Origin of the sequence: Mycolicibacterium komossense, from assembly GCF_025822605.1 — a bacterium.
Taxonomy (GTDB): domain Bacteria; phylum Actinomycetota; class Actinomycetes; order Mycobacteriales; family Mycobacteriaceae; genus Mycobacterium; species Mycobacterium komossense.
On the sequence record NZ_JACKTY010000030.1, the window covers coordinates 20,466 to 36,912 of the forward strand.

Below are 16,447 nucleotides of genomic sequence, written 5' to 3' on the forward strand. Positions count from 1 at the left end.
CTGGCGGCCCGGTTGCAGGCGGTATGTCTCATGGAGTTGTCCTCACCCCCGACCGCACCGCAGCCAACATCGTCGACGACGCCATCACGCAGGCCAAGGCGGCCTACGACGCCGGTGTCCGGCAGGTCTGGCTGGCACAACGCGTCGATTACGACGCGATCGCCCTGGCCGGGCTGATCGGTGCGGCCGTCCCCGGATTGGGGGTTGGCACTTCGGTGGTGCCGATCAACCCGCGCCATCCGCTGATCGTCGCATCGGCCGCCCAGACCGCGCAGGCCGCCTCGCACGGAAACTTCAGTCTCGGGCTTGGGCTCGGCGCCCCGTCGATCGAATCTGCTGCCTTCGGCATCTCGGTCGAGAAACCGGTACGCAGGCTGCGTGAATACCTGACGGTCCTGCGGTCGATATTCCACGACGGCACAGCGGACTTCCACGGCGACGAGGTCACCGCTAGCCCGGACTGGCCCGTCGACGTTCCCGGCGGAGCCCCGCTACCGGTCTATGTCGCCGCGATGGGGCCGCAGGCGCTGCGGGTCACCGGCGAACTCGCCGACGGGACGCTGCCCTATCTGGCTGGTCCCCGCACCCTCTCCGAGTTCATCGTGCCGACGATCTCGAAAGCGGCCGCCGAGGCCGGCCGCCCGGCGCCGCGGGTCTTCGCGATGGTGCCCGTCGTGATCGACGACGACGTCGAAGCTGCCCGCGAACACGCGGCGAGTGAGTTGGCGTTCTATGCGACCATCCCGTCCTACCAGGCGGTCATCGCCCGCGAAGGTGTCGACAGTGTCGCCGACCTGGCCGCCGTCGGGACCGCCGATGCGGTGTCGCGCACACTGCAGACCTACCTCGACGCGGGTGCCACCGACGTGGTGCCCACCGTGCTGCGCAGCAACCCGGCTGAACTACAACAACTTTGGCAGGTCGCGGCCGGTCTCTGACTCAGCCCTGCAAAACGGCGAGCCGCCGGATCGCCTCGTCCATGGTGTCGTCGCGTTTACAGAAGGCGAAGCGCACCAGGTGATTCCACGCACCGATATGCGGGGAGTCGGGATCGCAGAACGCCGACATCGGGATGGCTGCCACCCCGGCGCGTTCCGGCAGCTCGGCGCAGAACGCGGTGCTGTCGTCGTAGCCGAGAGGGCGCGGATCGGCACACAGGAAGTAGGTCCCGAACGTGTCGTGTACGGCGAAGCCCAGCCGGGTCAGTGCATCGCCGAGCTTGTCGCGTTTGGCCTGCAGCGAGTCGCGCAGTGCGCTGACCCAGAAATCCTCGGTGTCGAGTGCGTGGGCGACCGCAGGCTGAAACGGCGCACCGCCGACGTAGGTCAGGTACTGCTTGGCTGCGCGCACTCCGGCGATGAGTTCCGGTGCGCCGCAGGCCCAGCCGATCTTCCATCCGGTGCAGTTGAACATCTTGGCAGCGCTGGAAATGGTCACCGTCCGCCGTGCCATGCCAGGTAGGGCAGCCAACGGCAGATGAGTGCGGCCGTCGAAAACCAGGTGCTCGTACACCTCGTCGGTGATCACCAGCAGGTCGTGGCGGACCGCGAGATCGGCGATCGTCGCCAGCTCGGAGGCGGTCAGCACCATCCCGGTCGGATTGTGCGGTGAATTGACGATCAGCGCCTTGGTCCGCGGAGTCACCGCAGCGCGCAGTGCGTCGCCGTCGAGCGCGAAACCGCGTCCCGACGGCACCAGTGGTACCGCGACTCGGTGGCAGCCGGCCATCGCGATCACCGGTGAGTACGAGTCGTAGAACGGCTCGATGACCAGCACCTCCGAGCCGGGTTCGACGAGCCCGATGATCGTCGACGCAATGGCTTCGGTGGCGCCCGCGGTGACGAGCACCTCGGTGTCCGGGTCGTACTCGACGCCGTAGTGGCGCAGCCGTTGCGCGGCGATCGCCTCGCGTAGCGGCGCGATACCCAGCCCCGGCGGGTACTGGTTCACCCCGGACGCGATGGCCTCTTGGGCGACCTTGAGCATCCCCGCCGGACCGTCCTCGTCAGGGAAGCCCTGCCCGAGGTTGACCGCGCCGACTCTGGCGGCCAACGCTGACATCTCGGCGAACACAGTGACTGCATAAGGGCGCAGCCTCGACACTGTCATAGCGGTCGAGCCTAATCAGCCCAGGGAATGAATGGCGGCCGCCCGACGCTGTCAGCGGCGTGGCATTCACACTTGACGAAAAAGCTTCACTGTTGACGCCCGTCCAGGTTGGCGACACCGCGGCCTCGAACCGGCTCTTCATGGCACCGCTGACCCGATCGCGTGCGCAGGCCGATGGCACGCCGTCGGACCTGGCTGCGGAGTACTACTCGCAGCGCGCCGCGGCCGGGATCATCGTCACCGAGGCGACGTCGGTGTCGGCCACGGCGGGTGGCGCCTACCTCAACACCCCGGGCATCTACACCGACCTCCACGAACAGAAGTGGGCCGAGATCGCCGCCGCGGTCCACGCCCAAGGCGGCAAGATCTTCCTGCAGCTGTGGCACGTCGGACGGATGGCGCACCCCGATATCAGCGGTGGCGAATCCGTCGCGCCATCGGCCATCGCCGCCAACCTGACCACGCACACCCCCTCCGGTAAGCAGCCGCTGCCGGTGCCGCGCGCACTGGAGACTGCCGAGATCGCCGGGATCGTCGCCGACTTCCGGGCAGCCGCCCGGCGGGCCGTCGACGCCGGGATGGACGGGGTGGAGATCCACGGCGCCAACGGCTATCTGCTGCACCAGTTCGCCTCCGATGTGGTGAACCAGCGCACCGACACCTATGGCGGATCGCCCGCCAACCGGGCGCGGTTGACCGCCGAGGTGGTCGAGGCCGTGGTCGCCGAGATCGGCGCCGGCCGGGTGGGCCTGCGCATCTCGCCCGGGAACAGTGGCGGCGACGTGCACGAGGTGGACGCCGTCGGTGTGTATGAGGCGATCGTCAACCGGATCGAACCGCTGGACATCGCGTACCTGCACGTGCTGATGAACCCTGCCGACCAGGCGTTCGGCGAGATCCGCGGGCTGTGGTCGGGCACGTTCGTCCTCAATACCGGCCGGGAGATCGCCACCGATTTCTGCCAGCTGGAGAGCTTCGTCGACATGGGTGCGATCAGCGCCGCGGCCGTCGGTCGCGCCTACCTGGCCAATCCCGATCTGATCGATCGGCTGGTGTTGGGCGCCGAGCTCAACGAACCCGATGTCAGTACGTTCTACGCGCCGGGCCCCGCCGGGTATATCGACTACCCGACCCTGGCGGTGGCGGTAGCTCCCCAAACGGCCTGACCGTTCAGGCTGTGCGCCCTCCCAACCAACGAGTTGGGAGGGCGTCTTGCTAGGCTCTGTATTCAGAGGGCTACCGTCGTATGACGGACCCGTAACCCATCTGAACAGGACCTGGAGACCACAGACATGTCCGAAGAAGCCTTCATCTACGAGGCCATTCGCACGCCGCGCGGCAAGCAGCGCGGCGGTGCACTCAACGAGGTCAAGCCGATCAACCTCGTCGTCGGCTTGATCGACGAACTGCGCAGCCGGCATCCCGATCTGGACGAAACCTTGATCAGCGACGTCATCCTCGGCGTCGTCTCACCCGTCGGCGATCAGGGCGGCGATATCGCCCGCACTGCCGTGCTGGCCGCGGGCCTGCCCGATACCACCGGCGGCGTTCAGCTCAACCGGTTCTGCGCATCCGGCCTGGAAGCTGTGAACACCGCCGCGCAGAAGGTGCGCTCCGGCTGGGACGACCTGGTGTTGGCCGGCGGCGTCGAGTCGATGAGCCGCGTCCCGATGGGCTCCGACGGTGGCGCCATGTTCAGCGACGTCGTGGTGACCTATGACAACTACATCGCCCCCCAAGGCATCGGCGCCGACCTGATCGCCACCATCGAGGGCTTCTCACGTGAGGACGTCGACGCCTACGCGGCCCGCTCGCAGGAGCGCGCTGCCGCGGCATGGTCGGGCGGCTACTTTGCCAAATCCGTTGTGCCCGTTCGTGACCAGAACGGCCTGCTGATCCTCGACCATGACGAGCACATGCGGCCGGAGTCCACCGTGGAAAGCCTCGGCAAGCTGCGCACCGCGTTCGACGGCATCGGCTCGATGGGCGGCTTCGACGATGTGGCGCTGCAGAAATACCACTGGATCGAGAAGATCAACCACGTCCACACCGGTGGAAACAGCTCGGGCATCGTCGACGGCGCCGCCCTGGTGCTCGTCGGTAGCGAAAGTGCGGGCACGTCGCAGGGATTGACCCCGCGGGCGCGGATCGTGGCCACGGCCACCAGCGGCGCGGACGCGACGATCATGCTGACCGGCCCCACCCCGGCCACCCGCAAGGTGCTCGACCGCGCGGGGCTGACGATCGACGATATCGACCTGTTCGAATTGAACGAGGCTTTCGCCTCGGTGGTGCTGAAGTTCCAGAAGGACCTCAACATCCCCGACGAGAAGCTCAACGTCAACGGTGGCGCCATCGCGATGGGCCACCCGCTGGGCGCCACCGGCGCCATGATCACCGGAACCATGGTCGACGAGCTCGAGCGCCGCGGCGCCAAGCGTGCCCTGATCACGCTGTGCATCGGCGGCGGCATGGGCGTGGCCACCATCATTGAGAGGGTTTAAGAGCATGGCAGAGAACACTATTCAGTGGGACCAGGATGCCGACGGCATCGTCACGCTGACGCTCGACGATCCGACCGGGTCGGCGAACGTGATGAACGAGCACTACACCGAGTCGATGAACAAGGCCGTCGAACGTCTGGTTGCCGAGAAGGATTCGATCACCGGCGTCGTTATCACCAGCGCGAAGAAGACCTTCTTCGCCGGCGGTGACCTGAAGTCGATGATCCACCTCGGCCCGGAGAACGCGGGCGAAGCCTTCAGCACGGTGGAGACCGTCAAGAAGGCACTGCGGACCCTGGAGACGTTCGGCAAGCCGGTCGTCGCGGCCATCAACGGAGCCGCCCTCGGTGGCGGCCTGGAGATCGCGCTGGCCACCCATCACCGCATCGCGGCCGATGTCAAAGGCAGTGTCCTCGGTCTGCCCGAGGTGTCGCTGGGCCTGCTGCCCGGCGGTGGCGGCGTCACCCGCACCGTGCGCATGCTCGGCATCCAGAACGCGTTCATGACCGTGCTGAGCCAGGGCACCCGGTTCAAGCCCGCCAAGGCCAAGGAGATCGGCCTGGTCGACGAACTCGTCGGCTCGATCGACGAGCTGGTTCCTGCCGCGAAGGCGTGGATCAAGGCCAACCCCGACGCGCATGAGCAGCCCTGGGACAAGAAGGGTTACAAGATGCCGGGCGGCACCCCGTCCACCCCGGCGCTGGCAGCCATCCTGCCGTCCTTCCCGGCGCTGCTGCGCAAGCAGCTCAAGGGCGCGAATATGCCTGCGCCCAAGGCGATCCTGGCCGCAGCGATCGAGGGTGCGCAGGTCGACTTCGACACCGCCAGCCGCATCGAGAGCCGTTACTTCACCGAGCTGGTCACCGGCCAGGTCGCGAAGAACATGATCCAGGCGTTCTTCTTTGACATGCAGTTCATCAGCTCGGGCGGCTCGCGGCCCGAGGGCATCGGCAAGACCCCGATCACCAAGATCGGTGTGCTGGGTGCCGGCATGATGGGCGCCGGCATCGCCTACGTCTCGGCCAAGGCCGGGTTCGACGTCGTGCTCAAGGACGTCACCATCGAGGCCGCCGAGAAGGGCAAGAACTACTCGGAGAAGATCGAGGCCAAGGCGCTCGAGCGCGGCAAGACCACCCAAGAACGCAGCGACGCTCTGCTGGCCCGGATCACCCCGAGTGCCGACCCGGCTGATTTCAAGGGCGTCGACTTCGTCATCGAGGCCGTCTTCGAGAGCCAGGAACTCAAGCACCAGGTGTTCCAGGAGATCGAGGACATCGTCGAGCCGAACGCGCTGCTCGGGTCCAACACCTCCACGCTGCCGATCACCGGGCTGGCCTCGGGCGTCAAGCGCCAGGAAGACTTCATCGGGATCCACTTCTTCTCGCCGGTCGACAAGATGCCATTGGTCGAAATCATCAAGGGCGAGAAGACTTCTGACGAGGCGCTAGCCCGGGTGTTCGACTACACCCTGGCCATCGGCAAGACCCCGATCGTCGTCAACGACAGCCGCGGCTTCTTCACCAGCCGCGTCATCGGCACCTTCGTCAACGAGGCGCTGGCCATGCTCGGCGAGGGTGTCGCGCCGGCCAGCATCGAGCACGCGGGCGGTAAGGCCGGTTACCCGGCGGCGCCGCTGCAGCTCTCCGATGAGCTCAACCTGGAGCTGATGCACAAGATCGCGGTCGCCTCACGCAAGGGCATTGAAGATGCGGGTGGCACCTACGAGGCGCACCCAGCCGAAGCGGTCGTCGAGAAGATGATCGAGATCGGACGGCCTTCGCGGCTCAAAGGCGCCGGGTTCTATGAGTACGTTGATGGCAAGCGCACCCAGCTGTGGCCCGGGCTCAAGGAGACTTTCAACTCAGGAACCTCCGAGATCCCGATCCAGGACATGGTCGACCGCATGCTGTTCGCCGAGGCGCTGGAGACTCAGAAGTGCCTCGACGAGGGTGTGCTGACCACGACGGCGGACGCCAACATCGGCTCGATCCTCGGCATCGGTTTCCCGCCGTGGACCGGTGGCTCGGCGCAGTTCATCGTCGGTTACGAGGGCCCGGCCGGGATCGGCAAGGAAGCTTTCGTGACCCGCGCCAAGGAACTGGCCGCCAAGTACGGCGACCGCTTCCTGCCGCCTGCGTCACTGAACAACTAGTTCTTCGCTTCCCAGCAGGGCTGACCGGCTTCGGCCGGTCAGCCCTGCTGGCGTTTGCGCGGGTGTGCCGCGGTCCAGCCGCCGGCGACTGAGATTCGACCCATCTGTCTCAGCTTTTTCTCAGCTCACCAGGGGCGGAATTCTTCACAGCTAACTCGTAAATCTCGACGGGTTAACCACTCAGCTACCTGTGGGTGGTTTCGCCTCTTCGGGGCGGGCCTAGGTCGACGGGCTTTGCGGCAAGCCCGGCGGCGTTCTCGTTGGAAACATCTCGCAGTGTGGGTGACGCTGGCGATGATTCCCGGTCGCACCAGCGGCTAAACCTCATTTGAGGAGATTTTTTTCGGCACCCCTCGTCGATTCATCCCGCCGTGGCGCACCGCGGTCCTCCGGTCCACGGGGAGCGGCGGGCGTGGGCAAAACCGGCCACATTGCGCCGAGTGTGACTCGTTTCACACTAAAAAAGTTAGCGAATGCGCAGATGGGTCCACCCAAAACGCGGGGTTGGTTGCTAATTGTGGGACACATCGCCGGCAGTGGGGCGTCTGGCGCCCCCGTTGTCGTACCGGGACCCGTGAGCCGATCGGTCCGTGAAACTTATTTTCAAACGCAAAGGACTGTTGACGGGCGACGATGGCCGGGCGCGGGGGCGGTAGCTACTTGTCTACGGTAAGTAACGCTCTGCTGGCCCTGTTGTCGAAACTCGTGGCAATGATTTGCCGACACCGCCGCACGTTGGCCGCCGTCTGGGTAGTGGCTACCTACCTGTGAACGCCGAGAGCAACGATCTGACGGGTCCGCAAAATAAGTTCCAGGAAATTTGTTTCAAGGCCTGGTTTCTTAGGTATCTCTCAGCTGCCTTCGCTCATCTAGCCGTGCACAAACTTTTCAGGAGACGTCGTGGAAGTTGCCATCAAGTCCTATCTGACAGCCGGTGTGGCCCTGGTCGGCGCCTCTGCCATCGCGCTCGCGCCCATTCAGGTCACCCCGCCCGATTTCGCCATTCGGGGCGAGCGGGTCGTCGCAGTCCTCGGTGATGTCTCCCTCTCGACCGCCTCGGACATCATTGCGGCCCTCCACGGCGCATTCGCGGCGTCCCAGACGGGCGCGGCCGCGGTCACCGGGGCCGGCGATGCCGCACTCGCAGAACTCGGCAGCGCGCTACAGACGACGCTGGCGCAGGGAGTCGCCGCCGGCGATACCGCGTTCCAGTCCTTTGTCGACGGTCTGGAGGCCGGGGGTGGCGCGCTGGCCACGGCGGTGAACAAGACCATCGCAAGTTTCGCCACTCCGGCCGAATTCGTGAACGCGCTGGTCACTGCGATCGCTCAGCTCAACCAGAACCTGGCGGTGGCGTTGCAGGTCGCCCTGGCGCCTCTGCTCACCCTGGATGTCGACATCAACATCCACCTGGATGCGTCGGCCATCGCGCAGGCCCTGGCCAACGCCGGTGCACAGCTGGCAGCCGCGTTCAACGCCGCTGTCGCAGCGTTCCCCACCCCGGCTGAGTTCGTCACCGCCGTTACCACCGCGCTCGGTGCGGTCATCCCCGGCCTGGCGGCCGCCGCCACCGCGGCGCAGGCTGTGGTCACCAACCTCTCGGCAGCGCTGGCCAGCACCATCAACGCGGGTATCGCGGCGGGCAGCACGGCGTTCCAAGCGGTCATCAACGGACTGCTCGACGGCACCGGACAGCTCGCCCTGGCGTTCCAGGCTGCGCTCGCGGCCTTCCCGTCGCCGGCCGCGTTCGTCAACGCTCTGGTTGGCGCATTCGCGCAGATCAGCCCCAACCTGGCGCTCGCTTTGCAGGTTGCCCTGCAGGGCATCAGTGTGGGGATCAACGTCAGCGCGACAGTCATCGCGAACGCACTGGCCACCGCCGGCACCGCACTGGCCACCGCGTTCAACACCGTCGTCGCGTCCTTCCCTAACATCGCCGCGTTCGCGGCAGTCCTCAGTGGGGCACTGGCCGGGTTCGTTCCCGGACTGGCCACCGCACTGCAGACCACGCAGGCCCTGATCGGAAACCTGTCGACGGCCTTGGCGAGCACCATCGCCGCAGGCCTCGCCTCGGGCGCCACCGCATTCCAGGCGTTCGTCACCGGACTGCAGACGGCGGGCAGCCAGCTGTCCGCCGCCTTCGCGGCGGCACTCGCCGCGTTCCCGTCGCCTGCTGCCTTCGTCAACGCCTTGGTCACGGCGCTCTCGCAGATCAGCCCGGCACTGTCGGCCTCGTTGCAAGTCGCATTGCAGGCGGCCATCGATCTGGGGGTGAACCTCAACGTTCCCGCCATCGCCGACGCCCTGATCAACGCAGGCGCCAACGTGGCCGCCGCGTTCAACGCGGCCATCGCCGCGTTCCCGACGCCGGCCGCATTCGCTGCCGCCATCACCGGGGCGCTGGGCGCATTGGTCCCGGGACTCACGGCCGCTGCACAGGCGGCCCAGACCGTGATCACCAATCTCACGTCGACGTTGGGCGCCACGATCGCCGCCGGTGTCGTTGCCGGCAGCACTGCGTTCCAGGCGGTGATTAACGGGCTCCTCGACGTCGGAACACCGCTGTACGCCGCGTTCCAAGCCGCTCTCGCCGCCTTCCCGACACCCGCGGCCTTCGTCAACGCCCTGGTCACGGCCGCCGCACAGTTGAGCCCGGCGCTGTCCGCCGCCCTGCAGGTCGCCCTGCAGGCAGTGGTTCAGCTGGGGGTCGACCTGAACGTCACGGCCATCGCCAACGCCCTGGTCAATGCAGGTGCCGACCTGGCCGCCACATTCAACGCGGTGGTCGCGGCCTTCCCGTCGCCGGCCGCCTTCGCCGCAGCCCTCGGCGGTGCCGTGGCCGGCTTCATTCCGGTGGTGGTCGGGACGGTGTCGGCGACCGAAGGCATCCTCGCCAACCTGGCGGCAGCGTTGGCCAGTGCCATCAATGCCGGAATCAGCTTGGGCCGCACGGCATTCCAGGCCTTCACCGACGCGTTGGTGGCTGGCAGCAGCCAGCTCATCGGGGCGCTGCAGGCCGTTCTCGGGGTGCTTCCTTCGCCGGTCGCATTCGTCAATGCCCTGATCGGCGCGGTCACCAATATCAACGCCAGCCTGGGCGCCGCCTTGCAGGTCGCGCTGCAGGGTGCCATCGATCTCGGGGCCGCGCTGAACCTGCCGGCCATCGTCTCGGCGTTGGCCAATGCCGGTTCGACCTTGGCCGCCGCGTTCAACGCGGTGGTCGCGAACTTCCCGACACCTGCCGAATTCGCCGCCGCACTGACCGGGGCCCTGGCCGGGGTGCTGCCGGGAGTCACCGCGATTGTCACCGCGGGCGGGACGGCTATCGCCACCCTGTCCGCTGCCTTGGCCAGCGCCATCGCGGCCGGGGTGGCCACGGGCGCCACGGCGTTCCAGGCGGTCGTCGGCGGCCTGCTCAACGGCACCGGGCAGCTCGTCGACGCGCTCAAGGCGGCCCTGTCGGCGTTCCCGACGCCGGCAGCATTCGTCAATGCACTGGTCTCGGCGGCCGCTCAGATCAGCCCGAGTGTGGCGCTCGCACTGCAGGTTGCCTTGCAGGCGACTGTCAACCTGGGCGCTGCGCTGAACATCCCCGCCATCGCGACCGCACTGGCGAACGCCGGGGGTGCGTTGGCCACCGCCTTCAATGCGGCGGTCGCAGCGTTCCCGACACCCGCGGAGTTCGCCACGGCCCTCACTGGTGCCCTGGCAGGTTTCGTTCCTGGCATCAACGCGGCGGCGCAGGCGGCCGCGACCGTGATCACCAACCTGTCCGCTGCGGTGGCCGGTGGCATCACCGCCGGCAGCGCCGCCGTGCAAGCCGTCATCACCGGATTGCTGAAGGACGGCGGTGCACTGGCAGTGGCTCTGCAGTCGTCGCTGGCCGGCATCCAACCCGCCATCGCTGAGCTGGGCACCGTGCTGGTGCAGGCGGCGGCCAATGCCGGAGTCCAGATCAGTGCGGCTGTGCACGCCACGCTGGCCGGCATTCCCAGCCCTGCCGATGTCGTTGCTGCAGTGCAGATTGCGGTCAATGCACTGGCTACGGCCGGCCACGACCTGGCCGATATCGGCGTCACGGCCGCGACCGAATTCGGTACCGCGTTCCACAACACGGTCGTCACCGCGCTCAAAGACGGCAATGACGCCATCGCGGCGATCACCGCCGGTCTGACGGCCGCTGCCGCGCGCCTGACCGTCGGTGGTTCGGTCACGGTGGGTGGCGGCGTCGCAGTCGACGGTGGTGTCAGCGCCAAGACCGACGGTGGGCTCAAACTCGCCTCGGCCACGGCGCCCACCGCTGCCGGCAAGGCCGCTGCGACCACTGGTAGCTTCACCCCGGCTGCCGTCACGAGCACCAAGCTCCCCGCGGACAGTTCGACGGTGACGGTGGCTACCGACGGCAGCGCTTCGGCTCCGGTTCCTCAGGCCAAGCCGCGGCTCAACGTGGTCAAGGATCTGCCCACTAAGCCGGAAACCACTGCGGCAGCGACCGATTCGGCGACCACGGGCGGCGGTCTCAGTGGAGTCCGCAAGCAGGTCGACGCGGCCACCTCAGGTGTGGCGAGCTCCGTGGACAAGGCCGTGAAGTCGCTGACGCCCAAGCAGTCGGCGGACAAGCCCGCCAAGAAGACGGCCGGCTCGGCACACGCGGCCGGCTAGCCCTCTTCGCGAGCAGACGCAAAAGACCCCCGAAACCTGGTGTTTCGGGGGTCTTTTGCGTCTGCTCGTCAGGTGACAGGGGCTAGAGGGCGCCGAGGTCCGCCGACACCCAGTGCTGCGGCTGCATATAGATGGCGATGTTTTCACCCAATTCCTTCCGGGCGAATTCGAGGTACCTGTCGGCAGCCTCACCGTCGAGGTAGCGCCGCGTCATCTCCTCCAACTGGGCGTCGGTTCCGGGTTCGATGCGGCTGACCGCGCCGTCGACGGCGACGTAGCGCACGGTCGGCTCCACACGCTCGACCATCAGTGAGAAATAGCCCGTCGCCTCGATCAGGCGGGCCTTGCGCGAGCCGGGTCCGGTCAGGATCCACGGTTCGCCGCCGGGTGTGTACTGGTACCAGATCGGCACGGTCAGCGGGCCGCGAGCATCACCGGCGTACACCGACAGGGCGGCGTTCCGGGACTCGGCCAGAAATTGTTCGCGTTCATCTTGGGAAAGGGCCATGTCTCCAAAGTAGCCAGAACAGCCGGGGACGGCATCGCCGCCTGCGCGAGTGGTGGTCACGCATGCCGACATCCAGCCTGAGCCGATCGGCACTGCCCTAGAGTCGTAAACATGCGCTTCGGACTGTTCATCCCGCAAGGCTGGCGACTCGATCTGGTCGGTATCGACCCCGCGGAGCAGTGGGCGGTGATGCGCGATCTCGCGGCCTATGTCGACGACGGCGGCATCTGGGACTCGCTTTGGGTGTACGACCACTTCCATACCGTGCCGATGCCTACCGACGAGGCCACCCATGAGGCGTGGTCGTTGATGTCGGCCTACGCGGCGACGACGTCACGGATCAAGCTCGGCCAGATGTGCACGGCGATGAGCTACCGCAATCCGGTCTACCTGGCCAAGGTGGCTGCCACCGCGGACATCATCTCGGGCGGCCGGGTTCAGATGGGGATCGGTGGCGGCTGGTACGAACACGAATGGCGCGCCTACGGTTACGGATTCCCGTCGGCCGGGGTCCGGCTCGCCCGCCTCGACGAGGGCGTCCAGATCATGCGCGACGCGTGGCGCGACGGCAGGGTCAGCTTCGAGGGCAAGCACTATCAGGTTGACGGCGCCATCGTGCAGCCAAAGCCACTGCAGGACAGCGGTATTCCGCTGTGGATTGCCGGCGGCGGGGAGAAGGTCACACTCAGGATCGCCGCCGAATACGCGCAGTACACCAACTTCACCTCCGAACCCGAGGGCTTCGCCCATAAGTCGCAGATTCTGGCCGAGCATTGCCGCGAGGTGGGCACCGACTTCGACGCGATCGTCCGGTCGGCCAACATCAACCCGGTCCTGGGCGCCTCCGATGCCGACGTCCAGAACCGGCTGGCGGGGATTCGCGGTCGGCTCGTGCCGGTGGTCGGCGACGGAGCAGCCGACGCCATGATCGGTTCGATGAGCGGACCGGACTCGGTCGCGGGCACCCCCGGGCAGGTCATCGCGTCGCTGCGGCGCCTGCGTGATCTCGGCTGCGAGTACGTCATCTGCTATTTCGCCGAGGCGGCGTACGACCGGTCCGGGATCGAACTGTTCGAGAAGGAAGTGATCCCCGCGCTGTCGTGACCTCGTCGGCGGTGAAATGAGAATGTCATTTCCGCTGACGATAACTGTATTGTACGATTCCGGAAGCGCATTATTGGATCGGCTTGCGGAGGTTGTTCGATGCAGAAGGCACTTGCTCCGGAGATCTCAACCTGGCCCGAGGAGAACCCTCAGCTGATCGGAAGTCGGTGTGGCGCTTGCCATGCCACCGTCTTCCCGGTGCAGACGCACTGCCCGAAATGTAGTAAGGCAGAGATGGCCGATCTGGCGCTGCCCCGGCGCGGCACCCTGGTGGCCTGGACCACGCAGGGCTTCCCGCCCGGGGCGCCGTACATCGGCCCGACCGGCAAAGACTTCGTCCCGTTCGGTGTCGGCCTGGTCCAGCTCGGTCTGGGAGAAGAGGCCGTCGTGCGCGTCGAGGGCAGGCTCACCGAGAACGACCCGGCCAAGTTGCAGTTCGGCATGGACGTCGAACTCGCCATGATCCCGTTCGCCACCGACGCCTCGGACCCCGACAACCCGGTCGAGATCATCACATTCGCGTTCACGCCGGTCTAGGAAGGCATTGCCATGAGTAACGACGTTGCGATCATCGGCGTGGGGCTGCACCCGTTCGGCCGTTTCGACAAGACCGCCATGGAGATGGGCGCCGAGGCGATTCACCTGGCGTTGACCGACGCCGGCCTGGAGTGGAAAGACATCCAGTTCGGTTTCGGCGGCAGCTACGAGGTGTCCAACCCCGACGCCGTCACCCGCTTGGTCGGACTGACCGGCATCACGTTCACCAACGTGTTCAACGCCTGCGCCACCGCGGCCAGCGCCATCCAGCAGACGGCCGACACCATCCGGCTCGGCAAGTACGACATCGGTATCGCCATCGGCTTGGACAAGCATCCGCGCGGTGCGTTCACCGACGATCCGGCCAAGTTGGCGCTGCCGCAGTGGTACGCCAACAACGGCCAGTTCGTCACCACCAAGTTCTTCGGGATGAAGGCCAACCACTACCTCCACAAGCACGGCATCTCCGAGGAGACGCTGGCGCGGGTGGCCAACAAGAACTTCCGCAACGGTGTGCTTAACCCGAAGGCGTTCCGGCGTAAGGAAATATCGGTCGACGAGATCATGGCGTCGCCGGTGCTGAACTACCCGCTGCGGCAGTTCATGTTCTGTGCCCCCGACGAGGGGGCGGCCGCGGTGATCATGTGCCGCGCCGATATCGCCCACAAGTACACCGGCAAGCCGGTCTATGTGACGGCCTCCGAGATTCGCACCAGGACCTACGGCGCCTATGAAGTGCACGCCACCTCGGCGCCGCTCGACGAGGATCCGTCGCCGACGGTGTTCGCCGCCAAGGCCGCTTACGAAGCGGCGGGTATCGGCCCCGAGGACGTCGATATCGCGCAGCTGCAGGACACCGACGCCGGCGCCGAGGTCATCCACATGGCCGAGACCGGATTGTGTGCCGACGGTGAGCAGGAGAAGCTGCTCGCCGACGGCGCCACCGAGATCCACGGCTCGATCCCGGTCAACACCGACGGCGGCCTGATCGCCAACGGCGAGCCGATCGGCGCCTCGGGCCTGCGCCAGATGCACGAGCTGGTTCGTCAGCTCCGCGGTGAGGCCGGCGATCGTCAGGTCCCCGGCGACCCGCGGGTCGGCCTGGCTCAGGTCTACGGCGCGCCCGGAACCGCTTCGGCGACAATCCTGTCGCGGTAGTCGGTACCGGGATGGCGACAACCATCACGCCTGGATGACGCCCTCGACCGCCTGCCCGAGAACCAGCAGTTCGATCAATCCCGCTGTGGTGATCAAGCCGACGTCGGCGGCAAGGGGGAGACCGACCGCGTTGACGAGCCCGCCGCCGATATCGCCGGCGAGAACCTGCTCGATCCCGCCGAGGAACAGCGTCAGGTTGTACGCAGGTAACACTGTCACCAGGGAATTGATGATGTCGGCGGTCGGAAGGAGCGCCGCGTAGGCCGCGGACGCCGCATTCGAGATGGTGTACGCGATCGTCATCGGCAATGCCTGCAGGTCCGCGACCACCTGGTCGGGGGTGGGCAGGGAGATTGCCGACAGCTCATGGGCTATCGACCCGCCGGGCCGCAAGTCGCCGAGGAAATCAGTGACGCCCTGCTGGGCCCCCGCGGCGAGAAGACCAGCAACCTCACCCCAGTCGACATCCGGCAGAACCCCGAACGGCGTCACCTCGTTGGCGTACCCCGCAGTGGACCAGCCGTATTTCGGGTCGCCGTAGCCGAGGTTGACGATCACCGTCAATGCGGGCTGCAGAAGGTCTGCGAGCGGTGTGCCGATCAGCGGTACGAGGCGCAGCGGTTCCAGCAGCGGCAGGTTCTCCGTCGGGATGACGTAGTAGTGCTGCGTCGGCGACGACGTCGGCAACTCGATGGCCTGACCACCCTGCGCAACCGGTGTCACCTGGTCCGGCGTGAGGTCCGCGTATTTGGTGTGGACGAACACGATGCCCAGCCCGGCGTTGAGATCCGCCAGAAAGTTGAGTGGGTAGCGCGGGAAGTCCGCGAAACCGTCGTATTCGAGCGTGTAGTTCGTCGTCGGGAAGGCATCCGCCGGGGTCGGCCCATAGAACGGAATGCCGAGGGCCGGCAGGCTCATGCCCGGGAACCGCGACAGCAGACCACCATTGGGGTTCATCTCGTTGCCGACCAGGATGAACGACAGCGGCAGCGATGGATCGAGATCCTGCATCGCCAGCGACGAGATGACGGCGCTCTGGGAGTAGCCGAACACCGTGACGGCATTTCCCGCGTTGAGCTGTTTTTGGATCTCGGTGCCGAGGATCTGCAACCCCTGGTCCACGGACGTGTTGAGCGGCAAGCTCTTCACCCCGGTGATCGGGTACAGGCCTTCCGGAGTGTCGAGGCCCTCCGGGGTGGTGCCCACCGGACTGTTCGGTGCGACGTAGAGAGCGAAAACCCGGGCCAGGTAGTCCGGCGACACGATCGGCACGCCGCTGGGGCTCATGATCACCGCGGTGGTCTGGCTCATCGCTGCCGGCGCAGCGGCCGACGAGAGGGATTCGCGACGGGTGAAGGCGGCCAAGGCCAGTGCCACCGGGGCCTCGGCCGGTGAAACCGGATTGTCCCCGGCGGCGGGTCCTGCCCCGGCGGCGGTCACCTTGGCGGCGGATGCGGGCCGGGCGACGGTCGCCGTGCGGGCCTGCGCCGTGACCGGGCGCAGCCCGGCCGACCGCGCGGTGGCCGACCCCGAGCTTCTCGTGACGGCCGTTTTGCTCGCGGACGGCGCATGCGACGACGCGCTCGACCCCGCCGAGGTGCCCACGGAGCTGTCCGCCCACGCCACACCCGATCCACCGGCGATGGCGGCACCGACCCCCAACGCGATCGCCAATCCGCCTACCCGACCGATGATGGGCGCTGCATTCACGAG

Annotated in this window: 11 protein-coding genes; 8 read left to right on the top strand and 3 right to left on the bottom strand. The window is 66.8% G+C overall.

Annotation, left to right across the window (positions count from 1 at the left end; genetic code table 11):
* The first annotated feature begins 23 nt into the window (after positions 1–23).
* Positions 24–938, top strand: a complete 915-nt coding sequence (locus H7J73_RS16495) for an LLM class F420-dependent oxidoreductase (protein WP_264068581.1) — start codon at positions 24–26, stop codon at positions 936–938.
* A gap of 1 nt (position 939) precedes the next feature.
* On the opposite strand, the gene H7J73_RS16500 is transcribed toward H7J73_RS16495, so the two are convergent.
* Positions 940–2,109 (bottom strand): pyridoxal phosphate-dependent aminotransferase, encoded by a 1,170-nt coding sequence (locus H7J73_RS16500; protein ID WP_264068582.1) that lies wholly within the window; start codon positions 2,107–2,109, stop codon positions 940–942.
* Positions 2,110–2,168: 59 nt separating this feature from the next.
* Here H7J73_RS16500 and H7J73_RS16505 point away from each other — a divergent pair, with 59 nt between their 5' ends.
* The 4 genes from H7J73_RS16505 (at position 2,169) to H7J73_RS16520 (ending at position 11,427) form a co-directional block, all read left to right on the top strand.
* Entirely contained in the window at positions 2,169–3,275 is a 1,107-nt protein-coding gene (locus H7J73_RS16505; RefSeq protein WP_264068583.1) for an alkene reductase, read from the top strand.
* Between the two features lie 126 nt (positions 3,276–3,401).
* The gene (locus H7J73_RS16510; protein WP_264068584.1) at positions 3,402–4,613 is read left to right on the top strand and encodes an acetyl-CoA C-acetyltransferase; all 1,212 of its coding nucleotides are present in this window, start codon (positions 3,402–3,404) and stop codon (positions 4,611–4,613) included.
* Between the two features lie 4 nt (positions 4,614–4,617).
* Entirely contained in the window at positions 4,618–6,765 is a 2,148-nt protein-coding gene (locus H7J73_RS16515) for a 3-hydroxyacyl-CoA dehydrogenase NAD-binding domain-containing protein (protein ID WP_264068585.1), read from the top strand.
* Between the two features lie 900 nt (positions 6,766–7,665).
* Positions 7,666–11,427: a beta strand repeat-containing protein gene (locus H7J73_RS16520; RefSeq protein ID WP_264068586.1), complete on the top strand. Its 3,762-nt coding sequence runs from the start codon at positions 7,666–7,668 to the stop codon at positions 11,425–11,427.
* Positions 11,428–11,509: 82 nt separating this feature from the next.
* Here H7J73_RS16520 and H7J73_RS16525 read toward each other — a convergent pair whose 3' ends face one another.
* On the bottom strand, positions 11,510–11,935 hold the full coding sequence (locus H7J73_RS16525; protein ID WP_264068587.1) for a pyridoxamine 5'-phosphate oxidase family protein: 426 nt from the start codon (positions 11,933–11,935) through the stop codon (positions 11,510–11,512).
* A gap of 111 nt (positions 11,936–12,046) precedes the next feature.
* Between H7J73_RS16525 and H7J73_RS16530 the strand changes: the two genes are divergently transcribed.
* The 3 genes from H7J73_RS16530 (at position 12,047) to H7J73_RS16540 (ending at position 14,734) form a co-directional block, all read left to right on the top strand.
* Positions 12,047–13,039 carry an LLM class F420-dependent oxidoreductase gene (locus tag H7J73_RS16530; protein WP_264068588.1) on the top strand — a complete coding sequence of 331 codons (993 nt, stop codon included), beginning with the start codon at positions 12,047–12,049 and terminating at the stop codon, positions 13,037–13,039.
* Positions 13,040–13,138: 99 nt separating this feature from the next.
* Entirely contained in the window at positions 13,139–13,576 is a 438-nt protein-coding gene (locus tag H7J73_RS16535; RefSeq protein WP_264068589.1) for a Zn-ribbon domain-containing OB-fold protein, read from the top strand.
* A 12-nt stretch (positions 13,577–13,588) separates the two neighbouring features.
* A complete protein-coding gene (locus tag H7J73_RS16540; RefSeq protein ID WP_264068590.1) occupies positions 13,589–14,734 on the top strand; it encodes a thiolase family protein in 1,146 nt (381 codons plus the stop codon).
* 24 nt (positions 14,735–14,758) lie between these two features.
* On the opposite strand, the gene H7J73_RS16545 is transcribed toward H7J73_RS16540, so the two are convergent.
* A complete protein-coding gene (locus H7J73_RS16545) occupies positions 14,759–16,444 on the bottom strand; it encodes a PE-PPE domain-containing protein (RefSeq protein ID WP_264068591.1) in 1,686 nt (561 codons plus the stop codon).
* Between the last annotated feature and the right edge of the window lie 3 nt (positions 16,445–16,447).